A 17,913-nucleotide genomic window follows, 5' to 3' on the forward strand; every position below is an offset into this window, starting at 1 on the left:
CTCGGCCGGTCGCCGGACATCCAATCCATCATGGTGATGATCATGAACCTGCTCACGCGGACGGCCCTGTGCTGCCTCGCCGCCATCTCACTCGCCGGCTGCGCTGCGCTTTCGAACGAAGCCACGCGCCTTGTCGGCGACGTCTGGGCCGACGCCCGCCCGCAGCTCATCCCGATCCTGTCGGCCGCCATCCTCGGCGCGGCCGGCGTCACCGTCACGGCGGCGGGCGCGTGGGGCGCCGCGGCCTTCAAGGCGATCCAGCGCCGCGAGCTCTTCGCCGCGCTCTATCGCGGGATGGACAACGGGCTGAAAGCCGCCTTCGCGCGCAAGCTGGCGAGCGGCGTCCCGCTGCCGGTGAACCCGGCCCCCGGCGACGTGGTCAAGCAGGCGCTCGACTACGTGAAGGAGAACGGCGCGCGTGAGATCGTCAAGCTCGGTCAGTCCGACGCGACGCTGGTCGAAAAGCTGGTCGCGCGAGCGCCAGAGGCGAAGGCTGCTGTCGTGACGGCTGACAGGGCGGCCAAGGCCGCGGTCCACTGAGGGCGCACGCGCATGCCCGATCGCCTGACCACGCCCGAGGGCGTCGACAAGCTCACCGACGACATCGCGGCGAAGCTTGCAAAGCTTCGCATGTCGACGGACAAGACGCCCGCAAACGGCAATGGCAACGGCCAGCGCTACTCGCTGTTCAAGGACTGGAACATCACCCCGGCGACGGCGCTCGTGCTGCTGAGCCTTGTGTCTGCCGGCGGCTTTTGGGTCTGGGACGTTACGGCGAAGGTCGCCAAGGTCGAAAAGCTCCGCAGCGATTTCGACGAGGCGAAGCGGGCGAGCGAGAGCGAGCGTAACGACCTGAAGAACCGCGTGGCGGCGCTCGAGGCGCAGAACTTTCAGTACAAGGAAGATCGGGTCAAATATCGCGAGGGGATCGCCGGGCAGCTCCAGATCATGAAAGACGACATCGGCGAGCTGAAGTCGAAGGGCGGCGGCAGCGAGTACCGCATTGCGCGGCTCGAGGAGGGCCAGTCGGCCATCAACGCCAGGATGGACCGAGCATTCGACATCTACAACAAGCGGTTCGACGACGCGAAGTCGGCACAGGCCGACATGTCGGGCGACATCAAGGTGCTGCGCGAGCAGTCCCAGCGCATCATCAACTGGCTGGAGGCGAGGGATCGGGGTCCGAGCGGCCCTTTCGCCCCAAATCAGACTTGGAGAGGCTTCCCGGCTTCCCGGGCTCCGTTCATCCTAAGAGCGAGCCCCTCACCCCGAAGCGCGGTTCAAATCCGGGTCGCTGAGCATTTGCGATGAGCCGCCTTGTCCCTTTTTCGAAGCACATAGGTCGCAAAAAGCAGATCCACAATCGGATCGCACGTCCGTGAACATTCCGAAATGTTCTAGACCTTTTGCGCGCAATGTAACTGAACAAAACATTTACCACGAACCTAAGGCCGTCAATTGCCTGTCAGGTAACTCGCACTACGTGCAACTGAAGCGGCATTCGGGAGCGTTTTCATGGCGTCCGGTTCAGTCGATCATCTTGAGTTTCTGGTCGAGAAGATCGCGATAACGCTCGACGCAATGTCATCGCTAATGGAGACGATTTACAGGCTTGATTACCGAGGCTTCGATACGACTGACGCGCGAGGCAGGCTCGTTACGCTTCACCGTGAGCTTGTGGCATGGCGACAAACGCATGATGCGATGGCAGCTCTTCTAATTCGGTGCAGCCAGGCAAAAGAAAACCCGGCGCTTTGGGGCTTCGCGCCGGGTTCTCCACTAAGCGGTGTTCACTGGGCCGCGCCACCGCATTAGCTAGACGCACGAGCAGCGGAAGAGTTCCAACTGCGAGTAGCCCGACGCTTCGGGGAAGGGCGCCGGGCATCCCGAAAGACCCCCCGGACCTTACCCCTCGCTTCCCGGCCAATCCAAATAGGCATGCTCAGCGGCGGCCTGGGCCTCTTCCTTGGTCGCGCAGAACCCATCGTGGTTCGACGGCCAGCGCTTGCCGTCATCGCCGGCTGGCTTAAGCCGCGCGCTCACCCAGTACCAGAGCCCGTTCTGCGGGCCGCCGATAATCTGGAATACGCGAAGGACGTCGCATTCGGTGTCGAGAAGGCGCGCCGGGACGTGGCCGTCCTCGACCCGGTTCTTGTCGTTCGGCCAGGTGCGGGTCCAGACAAAGCGCGTCGGCATGGCGCGAGGATAGCGCCTCGAGGCAGGCTCGCCAGCTACCCCGCGACCAGCCCGCCATAGACCGGATCATGCGCCCGGCATTTCCAGACCGTCTGTCCGGTCGCCTGGCCCGGGCGTCCGAACGAGCCCCATGCGGAGCAGCCGGGAGTTCAAGGGCGCCGCCAATCTGGTTTGGAACCGATTGGAGCAAGGGGCTCTTAGAGTGCTGTGAACCAGCCGGGGTCGCAACGCAGCCTATCGGCGAAAGCGTGCTCGTGCTCTACAACGAGCGGGCCCTGCTCAAAAATAGCGAGTTCGATAGGTCGGTGGCTGTTTTACCGTGGAACCGGGTTAAGAGCTTGGCGGCGCTTCTTCGCTTCTTTGCGTCGAATGTCTCTCGCCTTAGGCTTGCGTTCAGCCTTGTTTTTAACAGTCGCTTTTTTGTCGCCACCAACTTCTTGTGGATTACCGTCTGCGTTTTTATCTCTATGTACTTTGGACTTTTTGACAAATTCACTCTCAAAGCGGCTTTGCTCAAGCCTTTGAGAATATCTTCTAATAGTTTTCTGATTTTTGGTTGGGATTTTGTTGGGCTTGCTGCATCGTAAATTGGTCTTGCCGTCGCTGAATTTCCGCCATTTCGAGATCAAGTTTATACGACCCGATTGCGGGCGACTGAGGCTAAGGCGGTAAGCGAAGTCAGCGCTATCTTGAAGCCATTACGAAGCAAGCTGCCAATTTTGGAGTTTGTCTTAGATACATTTTCTATGTAACTCTGCGGAGTTGTTTCGCCCCTTAAAAAGGCCAAGCTTTCCGCATTAATCTCACGCAGATTGGCTCTTGTTGTCGTTTCCCTAGATAGCTCTCTGACAATTTCGAGTGAAGTATCATAGAGGCCGTCAGCCACTTTTGCGTGCGGATACCTACACCGCGGGTTTTGGCAGGTTTCCTCGTTATCTCGGTTCCAGAACCGGGGACTTGAAACGTCGTAATTACGAGAGGGGAAAATTGATCCGCATCGGACATTGGGCCTGGACTCGGGGTCCCTTGCGGCCAGTCCAACCAAACTTGAGTGCGACTTGAAGCCGCCCCTTCCACTAGGGCGTTCGGATCCTGATTTATTCGCGTGCCTTCAATATTCACCTCATCAGAAGTTCGAATATCGAACGGCTTATAAACGTTATCAAATGTTGCATTACTGATTGATACGCCGGCGTCTCGTGCGTGTATTCCCACATCGTACCCGGATATTCTTGCATCTGTAATTCGGACGTTTTAGCGCCGTTTATAACTATCGCTTTGGAAACCACTAGATGCTCCGCCGCCCGCCTAACGAGAATTAATCGGTTGTACGAAGCATAATCCGGTGTAGGCGCGTACGGGATCGCAAACCTAGATCATGACCGTTAAGCACAAGCGCGTTCGACCTTGAGCGCATCCCCAAGCGACCGGGCCGAAGTGTGCGATGCACGTCCTTGCTGAAAATGCCTCCAAGATGAAATGAAGTGGGCCGACCGTTGAACGGACGGCCCAAGTATCAAACGCTTACCACTGACTTTCAAGCTGATGGTTGCCGCCGAGGCGCTGCCGGCGATATCGCGCTGCGTTCAATCGCAGGGGCTGCGCGCTCCTGTCCGTAGTTTCACGAACTCGACGTCACCAGTGCGAGTGAGATGAATTTACCTCTGCAACCGTAGGGGCATCTCATGATCGTAGCAAAGCTCGTCGTCGCGGCCGGCCTTATCCACGCGCAAGCGACCACCACCAACATCGACATCCCTCATGACAGCGCCGTGCGGGCGCTCGCGATCGCGGATCAATGCGATCCCGATAAGATCTATACGGACGTCATTCGGGTGGTAGCGCTCTCTGTCGGCCTCAACTTCGACAAGCCAAGCGAAGCCGACGCAGACATCATCGCCGCCACCCGAGCGCAATACAAACGCTTTCGAAAGACGGACGGAAGCTGGCCTGTAAGCTCGTCACCCGCCTGATGAAGAAGGCGGCGAAGGAAATTTCAGAATAGAAGACGACCGCAAAGCGCTCCGCCTCGGCCTCGGCCGGTCGGGGCGCTTTGCGTTTCAGGCTCGCGCGCCGGCGGCGAAGCGCACGCCGCCGGGTTGTGCTTGTCACGGTCTTTGGTGGGTCTCAGCGAATGCGCTGAAAGCTGTTCGGAAATGATCCCCTGGTGGCGCCTGGGGCAATGTCTAAAAGCTGCGTTAGCGTCTGGTCCTTGGGCGTGAAGAACCAAGGCTCATAGTTCGGAATGATGGAGCCTGAGACCTCGCAGGGCTCGGCCGTCTTGTACTGGCCCCAACGGTCGCTCATCCGAAGAATGAGGCCGTCGCCGATTGGGAGCATCTCGGATGCGTAGATACCGATATAGGTCGGAGCGCCCTGGTAATTATCAAAACAACCGTCCTTAAGATCGAACGAGGCCGTCGTTGTCTTACCATTCTTCAGATTGGTGGCGTTCAGCGTGACCTTGACGTATTTCTTGCCGCGCTCGTCATAAGGGGCGGTTTCGCTCTGAAAAATCAGGCGGTCGCCGACGATCGCAAGATCTGGGTTGCCGGGAATGTAGTGATAGGTCAACCGGGTAGACGGGGCGACCAAGGCCTGGGTCCCGCTCGGGGTGCCGTCCGTCGACCAGATGTCGGAATAGTGGACAAAGTCTCGGCGGAATAGAGGCGACCGCCATAGGCGGCCAATGCCCCTTGAACATTGACGAGCGCGCCAGAGGCATCAATCAGCTGTCGAGTTCCGTTTGATGCGCCGTCGGAGATCCAAAGCTGAGCAACCTGGCCTCTTGTGGCCCGAAAGCCGACCTTATCGCCAAACACCACGTAGCCACCGGGGTTGCCGCCTTCTTCACGAAAGCCAATATCTTTGAGGATCTGTCCCTTCAGCGGTGCCGTCCGACACCCAAGGCTCGTAACCTGACGCGTCTGTGCGCCGGGTAAGAATGAGCTTGTCGCCAAAAAGCGTCGGCGGTTCGGAGTAGGAGCCCCTGCCGCCCTGTCGCGGCATTAAGAACAAAACGCTCGACGACGCCGTGGCCTCGTCGATGATTTGAAAGGCTTCCGTCGTGTTCATCAGGCTGCTGATGAAAGACGTGCGGCCGTTGAACTCGAAGACACTCGTAACACTGTAAAATGGCGCAGCCGAAATTTCTCGCGTGCCCTTTTGCGTCCCGTCGGTCGAAATAAGCTTTCCGTTGTTCACGACGTAAAGACGTCCGCGTACCGGCGCGAAAGCCCTTGCTTCTGTAAGATTTTCAATAAGAGGATGATTCAGCTTCTGAAGTTTTCCGGATCGCGTCAGAACGTAAAGGCCTGTTTGATCGCTGACGCGGAGAGCGTCGTTTGTCACAAGCAAAAGAGATTTGTCACCGACCGGATAGGCGCTAAGCCTCAGCATTTCCTTAGAGCCAGCGATCAGCTCACTGGTGCCGGCCGACGTGCCGTCGCTGACGTAGACGCCCCAACCGCTCTTCGGCGATTGCGCAATAAAGGCGGTGAGGGCAACGCTCTTCTTCGCCGCTACTGGTTGGGGGATGGCGGCTGCGCCAAGCACGGCGACAGCGAGCGCTGACATCAAATTCCGAACGCTCATGAGACTGCGAATGCGCATGCGATTGCCCCGACAGGAATACCGCACGCTGAATAGCGTAAGAGTTGCAGAAAATCGCTATCTCACGCCGGCTCTAACAGAATTTTTGCCTAAAGCGTCATCTCGTGCCGCTCGATCAATGCGACCATGAGGGTCGACCGGGCCGACACGAGAAACGGCACCGGCCGCGCGCCGGTGAGCATCTCGCGCACCTTTCCGGCGTAATGCCGAACGGTCTCATCGCCGGGCTCCAGATGTTCGAGGGGCAACGAGCTCGCCCGGTTCCATGGCGCTTACCTCAGCCATGAGGCCAGCAGCGCGACCGGAGCGAGCCAGTAGAGCGCGCAGAGCGCGATCACAGCTGCGCCAAGAACTGCGCGCCAGGCTGGGCGGGAGAGCGCTGCGTCGATCTTCTCGGCTCCGCGCAGCAGCCAGTCCTTCGGCTCGTAAGGCGGCGGCGAGGCGCCCCGATTTCCCGCTTGTTCCATTTTCGTTCTCATGGAATCGATGGGGCTCAAACGGAGCGGCGAACATGGGTGAAGCGGCCGAGAACCCCTTCGAAGATGAGAGACTAGCGGCCGACGAGGCGGCCGTCGACGAGGCGATTCTCAGGGCCGGCGGCGAGCGCCAGGCGGTGCGGGCACTGCTCGTCGAGATCGGCGAGCGTGAAGTGGCCCTCGTCGCCTTAAGGTCGCGCGTCTCGCTCGGCTTTGAGCGAGGGCGGCAGCCGGCCCGGCCGGTGCGGTGACGATCGAGACCCTCGGCGACGCTCTGCGATCTGGCTGGCGCGTCCGCGTGCGCTGCGCGTTCGGCAACCGTGCAGGCCTGAAGTCGATCCGCGAATGCCAGGAGGCGAAGGAACTCGACCTGCCGTCTCTGGTTTGGACGCGCGGCCGCAACTTCCCGCTGGCGCGCCTCGGCGAACGCATGATGTGTCCGGCCTGCGGCTCGCTGAAGGTCACCGTGATGTTCGACCCGCCGGCGGGGGGAGGGCTCGCGGTACAGGTCGCGGCCGCACCGTCGATGGATCGCAATGCGGGGCTCAAGGCGACCGTCGACCATTTCGGCGCGAACGGCAGCATCAGGCGCCGGCTCGCTGCTGCGGTTCATACGGAGATTGCTCGAGGGGCCTTCGAGGTCGCCATCCGAGAGGTCGAGCTGGACGAAGGCGAGCAGATTATTCTTCGGCAGGGCTCTAGCTTGATCAAGGCCTACCCAGAGCTCACGCGAGCGCCGCACGACGCAGCAGCCGTTAACGCCGAATATGCGAAGCTCCGAGAGGGGCTTCCGAAGGGCCGGACGCGCCGGTGGAAGTAGCGAGACAGCCAATCGGCGGCAGGGCAGAGTAGGGCGCATGTGCAACCTCTACTCGCTCACCAAGGGTCAGGCCGCAATCCGCGAGCTCACCCGCGCGATGGTCGACCGAACCGGCAACCTGCCGCCGATGCCGGGCATCTTTCCGGACTACGCCGCTCCGATCGTTCGGAACGGCGCCGATGGTCGCGAGCTCGCGCTCGCGCGCTGGGGCATGCCGTCGAGCCAGAAGGCGTTGTTCGACGCCGCGTCGAAGCGCGCCGACAAGCTCCGGGCCAAGGGCAAGGATGTCGACTTCGACGAGCTGCTGAAAATGGAGCCGGACAGCGGGACCACGAACATCCGCAACGTCGCGTCGAAGCACTGGATGCGCTCGGCGTCGAGCACCGCTGCGTCGTGCCATGACGAGCTTCAGCGAGTTCAACCGCGACGCCGGCGGCGACGTCTGGTTCGCCCTGTCGGAGGAGCGGCCCCTCTGCGTCTTCGCCGGGCTTTGGACGACCTGGTCTAGCGTCAGGAAGATCAAGAACGGCTGGGAAGCTGAAATGGAGCTCTATGGGTTCCTGACGACCGAACCGAACGCGGTTGTCGCGCCGATCCACCCGAAGGCGATGCCGGTCATCCTGACCACTGAGGAGGAGATCGACCTCTGGATGCGAGCGCCCTGGGAGGAGGCGAGGGCGCTTCAGCGGCCGCTGGCAAATGATGCGCTGGTGATCGTGGCTCGAGGTGTGAAGAAGGACGGCGTCGAACAAGCGGCATAGCCCGGGATGCCTGCCGGATGCATCGCCCGACCGGGTCGCGGCCGGGCGCGCAGACTAGTCAGGCTGGCTCATGTAGACGAGCGACGCGCCCATTGCGCTCGCCTCGTCGGGCTTCAGCAGGATCTTCACCTGAACCAGGCCGGGATCGTAGATTTCGAGCACGATCTCGCCATCCACGACAGCAAGCGACCACCTTCGGGCTTCTTCTTCCATAACTTTCTCCTGCCCGCTTTATTGCGGGTCGAGGAGCGTTCCATCCGTGATGACGGCCGGTATCCGGGCGCCGGTTTGTCAACAAAATTTGCTTAAAATGATCGATTGGTCAGTAACTTGTCGTCCTGATTTGGGACGCGGCGACTTCCAGGACCCCATAGACGGGATCGTGCGCCCGACATTTCCAGACGGTCTGTCCGGTCTGGCCCGGCCGTCCGAACGAGCCCCATGCGGTGCAGCCTGGATGCTCGCAGCGATGATCGACGTGAACGGCCGTTTCAGCGGGCGGGGTAGGCTGGGGCGTTTCCATGGGCCGTCGTTTACGGGGTAGCGGGGGATTCTAGAAGGTGATCGACGCGGCCTCCCGGCAGCTTATAGAGGCTCGTTGGAAGCGGCCTCCTGGAGCGCCAACTGTCGGTCACGCCGTCGATGGCCGGGACGGGCCGATAGCGCTCACCGCGTCAAAATCTAATCGCTGGAGACCGGGCTGTCGGTCGTTAGCGTCGTTCCCACAGCCGGTCGCGTCGGGGATAGAGAACCGTCTCGTCTTCCTCGCCAGTGGCGATCCGAATGATCTTGATGGCGTTGCCGATCACGTTGGTGGGGCGCTTCTCGCCTTTAGGTCCGATCGGCATCGGTCACCTCCACAACCGCAATTTGTTCAGATGAGGAGAAGCGTGCTTGAAATCTTGCAACAATACGCTCGTCTTCGCCAACCAAATCTGCCGTATGCGGTTTATTTTTTCTGTTAACCCTGCTCCTGTCTTGAGCAAAAGAAAGCAACCGCGCTTTCGCATTTTCTTTCGCTAGATGGAGAGATTCGGGAGTAGCGACGACATCCAGGACGTCGCAGTCACCATATTCAGTGCGATAACATCGTATAACAAGAACTTCAGGTCGGCACATCATTGCCTCCCGTGCTTTCCGCTCCCCAGAGCGCTAGTAGTCCAGCGGACCGAACCCGGACGGCACTTTTTCGGAGAATCTGACACGCTGATGGCCGGCGATCGATGGACCGACGAAGTCGACGTAAAAAGCGTCTCCGCGCCAGATCCACCGATCTCCGCGCTCAGTTGAGATATAATCCGGAAGCTCGAAGGTCCCGGGCAGAGCCGCCTCCTCGAACGCGAAGCCGGCGAGGGTATGGCGGCTCACGCTTAAGCGTTGGCATTCTACGGTTATTGGCATTTTCTTCCCTTCTCGTCGCCCCGCCGCCAACGAATCGTGGCTGAGGCATCGGGATCGGTCAAGACGGGCAGACCCGGCCGGCTAAGGCGCGCACCAATCCGGCTTGTTCTTCTTGAACGGCCGCGGCCATGGCCGCGCGTGGCCCTCGCGCACGAGGATCGCCGCGAGATCCTCGCCCTCGACATAGACGACCGCGAGCGAGCGGTTGTGGCTGTCGCGGCCGCCGAGCCGGTCGATCGACCAATCTCCCGACGCCATCAACTCCACGACCCGCCGGCGCGCCGCCTTGGCGCGCTCGATCTCGCGCGCGCATTTGGCCGGAGCGAAGCCGTCTGCGTGAATCTCGGGCGCGTCGATCGGCCCGGTCTCGGACGTCACGCGGATTTTCTCGCGGCCGAGATAGATCGTGTCGCCGTCGACGACATAGAGGTCGGCGGCGAAAGCGGGGGAGGCGAGGAGCGCGGCGGCGAGCGTGAGACTTTTCCCAAAACCAGCCCGAAACCGAAGTCGGTGAGACGGCGAAAACGTTGATTTTCTAGATGCCGACAAAGATTTTAAGTCTCGTGCGTCTACCGGTTTCGCCACGTCCGCGCAGCACCGGGCATCGCCGAAAACGCGGCGCGCCGCAAGACGGCGCAGGCCCGCGCACTGGCACGCTCATTCCAGACAGCGCTTCATCACGCGACGCCCGAGCGTGCGCACGCTCGTCGCGTCGAAATGCACGTTGTCGCGCTTCGCAAGATCGTCGACGTCGACGAGACGCACGCGGAGCGCCGGATCGCCAGCGATGCGGGTCTGCATCGCGCGGAAGTTCTCGGTCGCGACGCGCGCGGTCTCCGTATTGTCGCGCCTCTGCGACAGGCGCGGCCAAACGATCGTCATCTCGGTTTGTCCGAGCGCAGTCTCGACGCCCGCGATCAGGCGGCGGAAGGCGGCTTCGTAGAGATCCCCGTCCTTCGCGCGGTCGGCTTCGCCCTGTACCCACACGAAACAACTCGCGACATGGCCTTCGGCCGCGATGGTCCGGAGATGGGCGCGCATCTGGCCGTAGAGATTGGTCGACGGGCCGTCGGGAGACCAATGATCCGGGTTCAGGAGGCTGGTCTTGCCGCGGGCGAATTTGAAGAACCTGGCGCCGTCGCCCTCGAAGGTCTCGACGTAGCGCTCGGCCATTCCCCATTCCGGTCCGAAATTGACGTGCTGGTGCTGCAGCGCCGGATATTGGACGGTGTTCTGCCCAAGTCTCATGATGACGAACGACGGTTCGGCGGCGTCGTTCTTCCAGATTTTGACATTGGGTAGGGTCGCGCCGGCGTCGAGGTCGGGAGCCATGTCGAGGACGCCGCCGGCCGCTACGGCGTTCGACTGTCCCGCGATCACGAACAGCCGCGTTTCGGCGGCGATAGACGGCGTCGTCGCACAGGCGACAATGCCGAGCAAAGCGGCGCGCAGAACGGCGCGCCCGGTCGCAATCATGGAGTGCCTCGCGCCGGTGATTGAACGAAGACAGGCGACGGACCCGACCAGCGGTTCCGATGGGCGCTAAATTCTACAAAATCGATAGACATATAAATGCGACCAAGCGTCCGGTGCCGGGCGCGGTCGATTTTTCCGGCGGCGCCTGACCACGACTCGCGCGCCGGGGCCTTTCCATTGTGCGGCGCACAAAAAGAAAAGGCGCGCCCTTGGGACGCGCCTTTTCCAGTATGCCGCGCGGGGGCGGCGCGGCGGATAAATTGTCCGGCGAGGTCAGCCGAGCGCGCCCGGCCTCAGCCGGAGCGGCGGCTCGAAAGCGGAGCCGCCGGGCCGGTCGTCAGAACCGGAAGGGGCCGCGGAGAGCGTTGAGACTCTCCAGACCGGTCGTCTTGAGGTCGTCCTGCGAGGGCGACTGGCGCGCCTCGACGGCCGCGCCGACCCGGCCCGCGGCGGCGATCAGGGCGATGGTCTCGAGGACCCCGCCGACCATCTCGCGGACGCCAAGGGACGGCGAAGCGGGCCGGCCGATGGCGAGGGACAGATTGCGTGCCACTTTCAGTCTCCAATCAGTTGTGAGGCGGTCGCCTCGTGTGACTGAAGGTAATCCCGATGCCGCAGCGCACAATGTGCTAAAGTCTAAGATGAGCCATGCGTGCATCGCATGTCTCCACAACCGTAGATTCGTAAAATTGTAAGGAGTCGTTCCGCGGCTCAGCCGGCGGCGGCGCCGGAGCGCATATCTGACAGCATGGCTTCGACCGCGGCCTTGGCGTTCGCCAGCGCCCGCTCGTCTCGCGATCGCAACACGAGATTGGTGTTGAAGCGGTCTCCGTCGGTGAACGGATAGCTGCCGATCGAGACAGAGGGATGGGCCTTCTGGACCTCGCCCAGCGCCATCGCGATGTCGCCTTCCTTGGCGTCGGCGCGCAACGTCGCGCTCGCGACGGGGACGCCGGTCTTGAGCTCAGGGATCACCACGTCGAGCATCGCCCGCATGATCGAGGGCACGCCCGCCATGACGAAGACGTTCTCGAGCCGGAAGCCCGGCGCCTTCGAGACGCTGTTGGCGATGAGGTCGGCGCCGAAGGGAATGCGGGCCATTCGCAGGCGGCCTTCGTTGAGATCGGCCGGGTTCGGGAATCGCTCGCGCAGCATCGCGACGGCGCGCGGGTCGTGGTCGACGGCGACGCCGAACGCCGCTCCGATCGCGTCGGCGGTCTTGTCGTCATGCGTCGGGCCGATTCCGCCGGTGGTGAACACGTAGGTGTTGCGCGCCCGGAGCGCGTTCACCGCCTCGACGATCGCGGGCTGGTCGTCCGAGACCACGCGCACCTCCATGAGGTCGACGCCGATCGCGCCGAGCGCCAGAGCGATGTGGTTGGAGTTGGTGTCCCGCGTGCGGCCCGAGAGGATTTCATCCCCGATCACGACGATGGCGGCGGTGACGGGGGCGGGCTGATCGGACATGGAACGCTCGGAGGCTCGACGGATCGGGCAGGCTATCGGAAGACGCGCGGCGAGCAAGCGGCGCGCCGCTTGGCGATCGGGCCGCCCGCGCGATAGACGAGATCGGACGGCGAGCCGAAAGGGACAGGATGCGGTTTCAGGGAACGAGCGGCTACATCGCGACCGACGACCTCAAGATCGCGGTCGACGCCGCGTCGACGCTCGAAAAGCCTTTGCTGGTCAAGGGAGAGCCGGGAACCGGCAAGACGGCGCTTGCGGCCGAGGTCGCGGCCTCCATGGGCGCGCCGCTGCTCGAATGGCACGTGAAGTCGACCACCAAAGCGGTTCACGGGCTTTACGAATACGACGCCGTGGCGCGGCTCCGGGACGGCCAGCTCGGCGATCCGCGCGTGTCGGACATCTCAAATTATATCCGCAAGGGCCCGCTCTGGACCGCGTTCGAAGCGCCGCAGCGCCCGGTGCTGCTGATCGACGAGATCGACAAGGCCGACATCGAGTTTCCCAACGATCTCCTGCGCGAGCTCGACCGGATGGAGTTCTTCGTGCACGAGACCGGCGAGACGATCCGCGCGCGGGAGCGTCCGGTCGTCATCATCACCTCGAACAACGAGAAGGAGCTGCCGGACGCCTTTCTGCGCCGGTGCTTCTTCCACTTCATCCGCTTCCCCGACCCGGACACGATGGCGCGCATCGTCGAGGCGCATTTCCCGGGACTGAAGAAGCGCCTGCTCGAGGAGGCGCTGCAACTGTTCTACGAGGTTCGCGAGGTTCCGGGCGTCCGCAAGAAGCCCTCGACCAGCGAACTGCTCGACTGGCTGAAGCTGCTGCTGGTCGAGGACATCTCGCCCGAGACGCTGCGCGAGCGCGATTCCCGCAAGGCGATCCCACCGATGCACGGGGCGTTGCTCAAGAACGAGCAGGACGTCCAGCTGTTCGAGCGTCTCGCCTTCATGGCGCGCCGCGGCGGGCGCTAAGCCCTTGATTTCAGCGATTGATCACCCGCGTCGGCTGTAGCGCGGCGTCGACCTGCGCTCCATAATGGCGCGGCGGCGAGAGGCCAATTGACCGAACTCGGGAAAGCCGCGGACAAGGCGACGGAGAGCGCCTTGTCTCTTTCTGCGTTCTGCGGCCATCTCTTCGACGGCGCCGTCACTCCTTTCTGGCGGGCGCGCATGGCGGCGCAGCCGTCGGCGTCATGGCCGAAGGACAAGACCGACTGTCAGGCCAGGATCGCGGGCCAGGAGCTGCTGTCGGGGGTCATGACGACGTTCAACGGCGTGCTGGCGCCTGCGGCCCGCGCGCTCGGGGCGGCGGACGCGCCGGTTCTCGCGATCGAAGCGCAGAAGCCTTACTTGGCGGACGGCGGTCGCCTCGTGGACGCGCGGTTTCGAATGTCGGCGAGCCGCTACATGCTCATGAAGGACCGGCTCGCCGGCAAAGTGCTGGTGATCGACGAGGCCATGAGCTTCGGCTACGCGAACAACGGTCAGCTGGTCGGCTACGTGTATGACGCGGCGGCGTTCAGGAAACGCAAAGCCGGAAATCGCGTCTTCAACGCGCTCGTCGATCCGGTCACCGACGAGATCGGCGACGTCGCCGAGAAATGCGGCCTCAAGGACAAGGCGCTCTGCTTCGGGCAGATCGTCGTCTACCAGAAGATGCTGTTCACGCAGGCCTTCGCATATCTGCAAGGCGTGCAGATCCGCGACCGCGTGAAGGTGCTGATCGACTGAGACGGACGGCGCGGCGTGGGAAACTCCCCGCCGCGCCTGATCCGGATCTCAGGTTCAGCTGCGCTCGCCGCCTTCGCGACGCTGCCCCTGCGGGCGCGGGCGGTTTCCGCCCGGCCGGCCGCCGCGGCGGGGCTTCTGCATGAAGGAGGCGGTCTTCAGCTCGCCGTCGCCGCGCGCGGCGGGGCGCTCGCCGCCCTGCGGCTGCGGGCGGCCGCCATGGCCGTGGGACCGGCGTTCGCCCTGGGCCTGCTCGCCCTGGGGCTGGCCGCCGTGACGGCGTTCGCCGCCGCCGTGGCGCTGCGGACGGCCGCCCTGGCGCTGCTCGCCGCCGCCGTGGCCCTGAGGGCGCCCGCCGCCGCGATTGCCGCCGCGGTTCTGCTGGCTCTTGGTCGAGGCCGCGCCTGCGCCCTCCGGCTCGGCCTTGCCGGCCTCGGAGCGGCGGTCGGTCGCCGGGATCGACTGCTTGATGAGGCGCTCGATGTCGCGGAGATAGGCGCGCTCATCGTTCGCCACCAGCGACACCGCGATGCCGGCCGCGCCCGCGCGGGCCGTGCGGCCGATGCGGTGGACATAGGATTCCGGCACGTTCGGCACGTCGTGGTTCACGACGTGGCTGACGCCGTCGACGTCGATGCCGCGCGCCGCGATGTCGGTCGCGACCAGCACCTTGATGTGGCCGGTGCGGAACGAGCCGAGCGCGCGCTCGCGCTGCGGCTGGCTCTTGTTGCCGTGGATCGCGGCGGCGTTGACGCCGTCCTGCTCGAGCTGGCGCACGACCTTGTCGGCGCCGTGCTTGGTGCGGGTGAAGACGAGCGCGCGGTCCATGTCCGGGCCCTTGAGGATCTCGGCCAGCACGACGCGCTTGCCGGCCTGCTCGACGAACACGACCGACTGCTCGACGCGGTCGGCGGTCTTGGCCACAGGCGTCACCGCCACCATGGCCGGGTCGGTCAGCATGGTGTCGGCGAGGTCCTTGATCGTCTTCGGCATGGTGGCCGAGAAGAACAGGGTCTGGCGGCGATGCGGCAGCATCGGCACGACACGGCGGATCGAATGGATGAAGCCGAGGTCGAGCATCTGGTCGGCCTCGTCGAGCACGAAATGCTCGACCTGGTCGAGGCGCAGCATCTTGCCGTCGACATGGTCGAGCAGGCGCCCCGGGTCGCGACGAGGATGTCGACGCCGTTGGCGAGCTTGCGGACCTGCGGGCCGGCGGCGACGCCGCCGAACACGACCGCGATCGTGAAGTTGAGATGCGCCGAGTACGCCTTGAAGCTCTCCGCGATCTGGCTCGCGAGCTCGCGGGTCGGCGACAGCACCAGCGCGCGGCAGCCGCGGCGCACGGGCTGGCGCGGGTTCTTGAGCATGCGCTCGATGATCGGCAGCGCGAAGGCCGCCGTCTTGCCGGTGCCGGTCTGGGCGATGCCCATCAGGTCGCGGCCGGCGAGCACGGCGGGGATCGCCTGTGCCTGGATGGGAGTGGGGGTCTCGTAGCCATGCTCGGAGAGCGCCTTGAGGACGGGCGCCGAGAGGCCGAGATCGGTGAAATTGGTCAAGTTTCAGGTCTTCCGGATACAGCCATAGGGCCGCGCAAGCGTCCATGCGGGCGCGCGGCTACAGCGGGTGCGTTAAGACGCGCCCCGCGTGATCTGGGCTGTCGATGATGGTTCGTAGGCGCTCGGCAGGTCCTGAAGGTCAGGCGTCACGCGGCCGCAGCGCGGGTGGTCGCTCGCAAGCGATGCGTAAGATGTGCGGGCGAACCCCGAGAAAGTCAAGCTTCGCCGCGATTTCGGGATCGTTTCCCAACGGGCGCGGGGCGCCCGCCACCTAGGCGTGCTCCCAGTTGTGCGCAAATCTTAAAGTTGCATTAACCATCTCCTCACAACCATGAGGTGATGGAATGATCGAAGCGTTTTCCTGGCGCGCCGCGCATCTGGCGAAGGATGGGCTCGCCGCGCAGGCCCGTTTGCGACACAGGGTGTTCGTGGAGCGCAGGGCGCTGCCGCACGCCACTTTCGACGGCATGGAGTACGACCGGTTCGACACGCCGGCCGCCGTCTATCTCGTCTGGCGCGACGGCGGCGGCGAGGCCCGCGGGCTCATCCGGCTGCTGCCGACGACGCGCCCCTACATGATGCAGACGTTCTGGCCCGAGATGGTGGCGGAGGGCGCGCCGCCGGTCTCGCCGAAGATCTGGGAGATCACCCGCGTCTGCGTCGACAAGGCCGCGATCCCGCGCGAGCGCCGCGTCATTCTCCCGGAGCTGCTCTGCGGAGTCGCGGAGTTCTTCGAACTCAACGGGATTTCGGCGATGGTCGGCGTCGCGCGAGCCCATCTCGTCGAGCACTACATCCCGCAGGAAGGCATCCGCTGGCTTGGCGCGGCGGCGGAGGTCGAGGGCGAGGTCGAGGGCGTTCCTCGTTCCGACGCGCTTCATCCGGCCGACGGCCCATCTCGAAAAGCTCGGCGTGACGGGCCGGGTGCTGAATCTGTTCGGCGACGAAGACATGGCCGAGAGGTCCGCGGCGTGAGGGCGGACCAAGAACTGGAGTCGAGCGTCCGTTATTACGGGCCTCGCTTTCCCGCGAGCTTCGCCAGCGCGCGCGGCAGCGAAATCGTCGCCGAGGACGGCCGCAGGATCATCGATTTCCTTTCGGCCTGCGGCGCGCTCAACTACGGGCACAATCATCCGCGGCTGAAGCGGGCGGTGGCGGATCATCTCGAGGGCGACGGCCTGCTCGCCCGCGCTCGACCTCGTACGCGCCCGCACGCGATTTCATGCGCGCCTTCGAGCGCGTCGTGCTGGCGCCGCGCGGGCTCGACCACCGCATCCAGTTCACCGGGCCCACGGGGACCAACGCGGTCGAGGCGGCGCTGAAGCTCGCGCGCAAGGTCACCGGGCGTACGACCGTGGTCGCGTTCTCGAACGCGTTCCACGGCGTGACGCTCGGCGCGCTTGCGATGAGCGGCGGACGGGGCGTGCGGGCGGCGAGCCGGGCGCTGCTGCATGGCGTCCATCGGCTGCCGTTCGAAGGCTATCAGGGCGCGAGCGCCGAAGATCTGCTGCGCTACGAGCGACAGGTCGCGGACCCCTCCGGCGGCCTCGAGCCGCCTGCGGCCTTCATCGTCGAGACGGTTCAGGGCGAGGGCGGGCTCAACGTCGCCTCGACGCGCTGGCTGCGCGCCCTGGCGGAGGTCGCGAAGCGGCTCGGCGCGCTGCTGATCGTCGACGACGTGCAGGCGGGTTGCGGTCGCACGGGTCGCTTCTTCAGCTTCGAGCGGGCGGGGATCGAGCCGGACATCGTGTGTCTCGCCAAATCTCAGCGGAATCGGCCTGCCGATGGCGATCGCGCTTGTCCGTCCCGGCATCGATCTCTGGGCTCCGGGCGAGCACAACGGCACCTTTCGCGGCAACGCGCTCGCCTTTGTGGCCGCGACCGAGGCGCTCGCGCTCTGGGAGGAGGGGCTGGTGGAGGACGCCGCGGCGCGCCGCGCGGAGGAGATCGCGGACTGGACCCGGCGCCTGCTCGCGCGCTGGCCCGGACGGGGCCTCTCGGCGCGCGGGCTCGGCATGATGTCGGGCGTCGCCTTCGCCGAGCCCGGCATGGCGGACGCCGTCGCGCGGCGGGCCTTCGAACTCGGCGTCATGATCGAGACCGCGGGCCCGAACGACGAGGTGCTGAAGCTCTTTCCGGCGCTCACCATCGATCCGGCGACGCTCGCCGACGGCCTCGGCCGGATCGCGGCCGCGGTCGCGGACGTGCTGACGGCCGGCGAGGAGGTCGGGCTGGTGGCTTGACGGTCACGCTCTCAGAGGGGGCCGCGGGTTAGGCGGCCGTCATCCCGGCCGTAGCGCCGGGATCCATGAACGCCGCCGAGGCGAATGTTTCGGCGTCTGTGTTCTTGGGTCCCAGGACAAGCCCGGGACGACGGCTTGGGGTTCGCGCGCCCTTCAAGCCGAGGATGGCGCT

General features: G+C 64.2%; 22 protein-coding genes and 3 pseudogenes. 12 read left to right on the forward strand and 13 right to left on the reverse strand.

Annotated features, from left to right (window positions below; translation table 11 throughout):
* Positions 1–42 precede the first annotated feature (42 nt).
* Both K6K41_RS24350 and K6K41_RS24355 read left to right on the forward strand, forming a co-directional pair.
* On the forward strand, positions 43–540 hold the full coding sequence (locus tag K6K41_RS24350; protein WP_261402645.1) for a hypothetical protein: 498 nt from the start codon (positions 43–45) through the stop codon (positions 538–540).
* Between the two features lie 12 nt (positions 541–552).
* Positions 553–1,311 (forward strand): hypothetical protein, encoded by a 759-nt coding sequence (locus K6K41_RS24355; RefSeq protein ID WP_261402646.1) that lies wholly within the window; start codon positions 553–555, stop codon positions 1,309–1,311.
* 594 nt (positions 1,312–1,905) lie between these two features.
* On the opposite strand, the gene K6K41_RS24360 is transcribed toward K6K41_RS24355, so the two are convergent.
* Entirely contained in the window at positions 1,906–2,196 is a 291-nt protein-coding gene (locus K6K41_RS24360) for a hypothetical protein (RefSeq protein ID WP_261402647.1), read from the reverse strand.
* Positions 2,197–2,444: 248 nt separating this feature from the next.
* On the opposite strand from K6K41_RS24360, the gene K6K41_RS24365 reads away from it, so the two are divergent.
* The gene (locus tag K6K41_RS24365) at positions 2,445–2,783 is read left to right on the forward strand and encodes a hypothetical protein (protein ID WP_261402648.1); all 339 of its coding nucleotides are present in this window, start codon (positions 2,445–2,447) and stop codon (positions 2,781–2,783) included.
* Between the two features lie 1,098 nt (positions 2,784–3,881).
* Positions 3,882–4,169 (forward strand): hypothetical protein, encoded by a 288-nt coding sequence (locus K6K41_RS24370; RefSeq protein WP_261402649.1) that lies wholly within the window; start codon positions 3,882–3,884, stop codon positions 4,167–4,169.
* Between the two features lie 154 nt (positions 4,170–4,323).
* Here K6K41_RS24370 and K6K41_RS24375 read toward each other — a convergent pair whose 3' ends face one another.
* The 4 genes from K6K41_RS24375 to K6K41_RS24390 all read right to left on the reverse strand — a co-directional run bounded on the left by K6K41_RS24375 (position 4,324) and on the right by K6K41_RS24390 (position 6,275).
* Positions 4,324–4,770 (reverse strand): hypothetical protein, encoded by a 447-nt coding sequence (locus tag K6K41_RS24375; RefSeq protein ID WP_261402650.1) that lies wholly within the window; start codon positions 4,768–4,770, stop codon positions 4,324–4,326.
* Positions 4,771–5,046: 276 nt separating this feature from the next.
* Positions 5,047–5,808 carry a hypothetical protein gene (locus K6K41_RS24380; RefSeq protein WP_261402651.1) on the reverse strand — a complete coding sequence of 254 codons (762 nt, stop codon included), beginning with the start codon at positions 5,806–5,808 and terminating at the stop codon, positions 5,047–5,049.
* An 89-nt stretch (positions 5,809–5,897) separates the two neighbouring features.
* Positions 5,898–6,056, reverse strand: coding sequence for a hypothetical protein (locus tag K6K41_RS24385; RefSeq protein ID WP_261402652.1), 159 nt, complete (start codon positions 6,054–6,056; stop codon positions 5,898–5,900).
* 24 nt (positions 6,057–6,080) lie between these two features.
* On the reverse strand, positions 6,081–6,275 hold the full coding sequence (locus K6K41_RS24390; protein WP_261402653.1) for a hypothetical protein: 195 nt from the start codon (positions 6,273–6,275) through the stop codon (positions 6,081–6,083).
* A gap of 44 nt (positions 6,276–6,319) precedes the next feature.
* Here K6K41_RS24390 and K6K41_RS24395 point away from each other — a divergent pair, with 44 nt between their 5' ends.
* The 3 genes and pseudogenes from K6K41_RS24395 to K6K41_RS24405 all read left to right on the forward strand — a co-directional run bounded on the left by K6K41_RS24395 (position 6,320) and on the right by K6K41_RS24405 (position 7,865).
* Positions 6,320–6,535, forward strand: coding sequence for a hypothetical protein (locus tag K6K41_RS24395; protein ID WP_261402654.1), 216 nt, complete (start codon positions 6,320–6,322; stop codon positions 6,533–6,535).
* Entirely contained in the window at positions 6,532–7,104 is a 573-nt protein-coding gene (locus K6K41_RS24400) for a hypothetical protein (RefSeq protein ID WP_261402655.1), read from the forward strand. Before K6K41_RS24395 ends, K6K41_RS24400 begins: the two co-directional genes overlap by 4 nt.
* 37 nt (positions 7,105–7,141) lie before the next feature.
* Positions 7,142–7,865: pseudogene (locus K6K41_RS24405) on the forward strand (SOS response-associated peptidase).
* A 54-nt stretch (positions 7,866–7,919) separates the two neighbouring features.
* Here the strand turns inward: K6K41_RS24405 and K6K41_RS24410 are convergent.
* The 6 genes from K6K41_RS24410 to K6K41_RS24435 form a co-directional block, all read right to left on the reverse strand.
* The gene (locus K6K41_RS24410; RefSeq protein ID WP_261402656.1) at positions 7,920–8,078 is read right to left on the reverse strand and encodes a hypothetical protein; all 159 of its coding nucleotides are present in this window, start codon (positions 8,076–8,078) and stop codon (positions 7,920–7,922) included.
* A 497-nt stretch (positions 8,079–8,575) separates the two neighbouring features.
* Positions 8,576–8,713: a hypothetical protein gene (locus tag K6K41_RS24415; protein WP_261402657.1), complete on the reverse strand. Its 138-nt coding sequence runs from the start codon at positions 8,711–8,713 to the stop codon at positions 8,576–8,578.
* A 634-nt stretch (positions 8,714–9,347) separates the two neighbouring features.
* A complete protein-coding gene (locus tag K6K41_RS24420) occupies positions 9,348–9,815 on the reverse strand; it encodes a thermonuclease family protein (protein ID WP_261402658.1) in 468 nt (155 codons plus the stop codon).
* A 108-nt stretch (positions 9,816–9,923) separates the two neighbouring features.
* Positions 9,924–10,742: a sialate O-acetylesterase gene (locus tag K6K41_RS24425; protein WP_261402659.1), complete on the reverse strand. Its 819-nt coding sequence runs from the start codon at positions 10,740–10,742 to the stop codon at positions 9,924–9,926.
* 337 nt (positions 10,743–11,079) lie between these two features.
* Positions 11,080–11,295, reverse strand: a complete 216-nt coding sequence (locus tag K6K41_RS24430) for a hypothetical protein (protein WP_261402660.1) — start codon at positions 11,293–11,295, stop codon at positions 11,080–11,082.
* A 158-nt stretch (positions 11,296–11,453) separates the two neighbouring features.
* Complete coding sequence (locus K6K41_RS24435; RefSeq protein WP_261402661.1) at positions 11,454–12,209, reverse strand: competence/damage-inducible protein A; 756 nt, start codon at positions 12,207–12,209, stop codon at positions 11,454–11,456.
* A 128-nt stretch (positions 12,210–12,337) separates the two neighbouring features.
* On the opposite strand from K6K41_RS24435, the gene K6K41_RS24440 reads away from it, so the two are divergent.
* Positions 12,338–13,183 carry an AAA family ATPase gene (locus K6K41_RS24440; protein WP_261402662.1) on the forward strand — a complete coding sequence of 282 codons (846 nt, stop codon included), beginning with the start codon at positions 12,338–12,340 and terminating at the stop codon, positions 13,181–13,183.
* Between the two features lie 87 nt (positions 13,184–13,270).
* Positions 13,271–13,942, forward strand: coding sequence for a hypothetical protein (locus K6K41_RS24445; protein ID WP_261402663.1), 672 nt, complete (start codon positions 13,271–13,273; stop codon positions 13,940–13,942).
* A 54-nt stretch (positions 13,943–13,996) separates the two neighbouring features.
* Here the strand turns inward: K6K41_RS24445 and K6K41_RS24450 are convergent, their stop codons facing one another.
* Together K6K41_RS24450 and K6K41_RS30810 are read right to left on the reverse strand one after the other, a co-directional pair.
* Positions 13,997–14,974 carry a DEAD/DEAH box helicase gene (locus K6K41_RS24450; RefSeq protein WP_428978614.1) on the reverse strand — a complete coding sequence of 326 codons (978 nt, stop codon included), beginning with the start codon at positions 14,972–14,974 and terminating at the stop codon, positions 13,997–13,999.
* Positions 14,969–15,372: pseudogene (locus K6K41_RS30810) on the reverse strand (DEAD/DEAH box helicase); the annotation flags it as partial. The gene K6K41_RS24450 and the pseudogene K6K41_RS30810, both read right to left, overlap by 6 nt.
* A 470-nt stretch (positions 15,373–15,842) precedes the next feature.
* Here K6K41_RS30810 and K6K41_RS24455 point away from each other — a divergent pair.
* The 3 genes and pseudogenes from K6K41_RS24455 to K6K41_RS24465 all read left to right on the forward strand — a co-directional run bounded on the left by K6K41_RS24455 (position 15,843) and on the right by K6K41_RS24465 (position 17,741).
* Positions 15,843–16,820 carry an acyl-homoserine-lactone synthase gene (locus tag K6K41_RS24455; protein ID WP_261402664.1) on the forward strand — a complete coding sequence of 326 codons (978 nt, stop codon included), beginning with the start codon at positions 15,843–15,845 and terminating at the stop codon, positions 16,818–16,820.
* A pseudogene (locus K6K41_RS30815) lies at positions 16,721–17,206 on the forward strand (aminotransferase class III-fold pyridoxal phosphate-dependent enzyme); the annotation flags it as partial. The gene K6K41_RS24455 and the pseudogene K6K41_RS30815, both read left to right, overlap by 100 nt.
* 76 nt (positions 17,207–17,282) lie before the next feature.
* Positions 17,283–17,741, forward strand: coding sequence for an aminotransferase class III-fold pyridoxal phosphate-dependent enzyme (locus tag K6K41_RS24465; RefSeq protein ID WP_261402666.1), 459 nt, complete (start codon positions 17,283–17,285; stop codon positions 17,739–17,741).
* Positions 17,742–17,913 lie beyond the last annotated feature (172 nt).

Origin of the sequence: Chenggangzhangella methanolivorans (assembly GCF_019797865.1) — a bacterium.
Lineage (GTDB): Bacteria > Pseudomonadota > Alphaproteobacteria > Rhizobiales > Methylopilaceae > Methylopila > Methylopila methanolivorans.

Coding starts and splice junctions, on each gene's coding strand:
- K6K41_RS24350 (WP_261402645.1), top strand. CDS start 43: ATGAACCTGCTCACGCGGACGGCCCTGTGCTGCCTCGCCGCCATCTCA.
- K6K41_RS24355 (WP_261402646.1), top strand. CDS start 553: ATGCCCGATCGCCTGACCACGCCCGAGGGCGTCGACAAGCTCACCGAC.
- K6K41_RS24360 (WP_261402647.1), bottom strand. CDS start 2,196: ATGCCGACGCGCTTTGTCTGGACCCGCACCTGGCCGAACGACAAGAAC.
- K6K41_RS24370 (WP_261402649.1), top strand. CDS start 3,882: ATGATCGTAGCAAAGCTCGTCGTCGCGGCCGGCCTTATCCACGCGCAA.
- K6K41_RS24380 (WP_261402651.1), bottom strand. CDS start 5,808: ATGCGCATTCGCAGTCTCATGAGCGTTCGGAATTTGATGTCAGCGCTC.
- K6K41_RS24390 (WP_261402653.1), bottom strand. CDS start 6,275: ATGGAACAAGCGGGAAATCGGGGCGCCTCGCCGCCGCCTTACGAGCCG.
- K6K41_RS24395 (WP_261402654.1), top strand. CDS start 6,320: ATGGGTGAAGCGGCCGAGAACCCCTTCGAAGATGAGAGACTAGCGGCC.
- K6K41_RS24410 (WP_261402656.1), bottom strand. CDS start 8,078: ATGGAAGAAGAAGCCCGAAGGTGGTCGCTTGCTGTCGTGGATGGCGAG.
- K6K41_RS24415 (WP_261402657.1), bottom strand. CDS start 8,713: ATGCCGATCGGACCTAAAGGCGAGAAGCGCCCCACCAACGTGATCGGC.
- K6K41_RS24425 (WP_261402659.1), bottom strand. CDS start 10,742: ATGATTGCGACCGGGCGCGCCGTTCTGCGCGCCGCTTTGCTCGGCATT.
- K6K41_RS24435 (WP_261402661.1), bottom strand. CDS start 12,209: ATGTCCGATCAGCCCGCCCCCGTCACCGCCGCCATCGTCGTGATCGGG.
- K6K41_RS24440 (WP_261402662.1), top strand. CDS start 12,338: ATGCGGTTTCAGGGAACGAGCGGCTACATCGCGACCGACGACCTCAAG.
- K6K41_RS24450 (WP_428978614.1), bottom strand. CDS start 14,974: ATGCTGCCGCATCGCCGCCAGACCCTGTTCTTCTCGGCCACCATGCCG.
- K6K41_RS24455 (WP_261402664.1), top strand. CDS start 15,843: ATGATCGAAGCGTTTTCCTGGCGCGCCGCGCATCTGGCGAAGGATGGG.
- K6K41_RS24465 (WP_261402666.1), top strand. CDS start 17,283: ATGGCGATCGCGCTTGTCCGTCCCGGCATCGATCTCTGGGCTCCGGGC.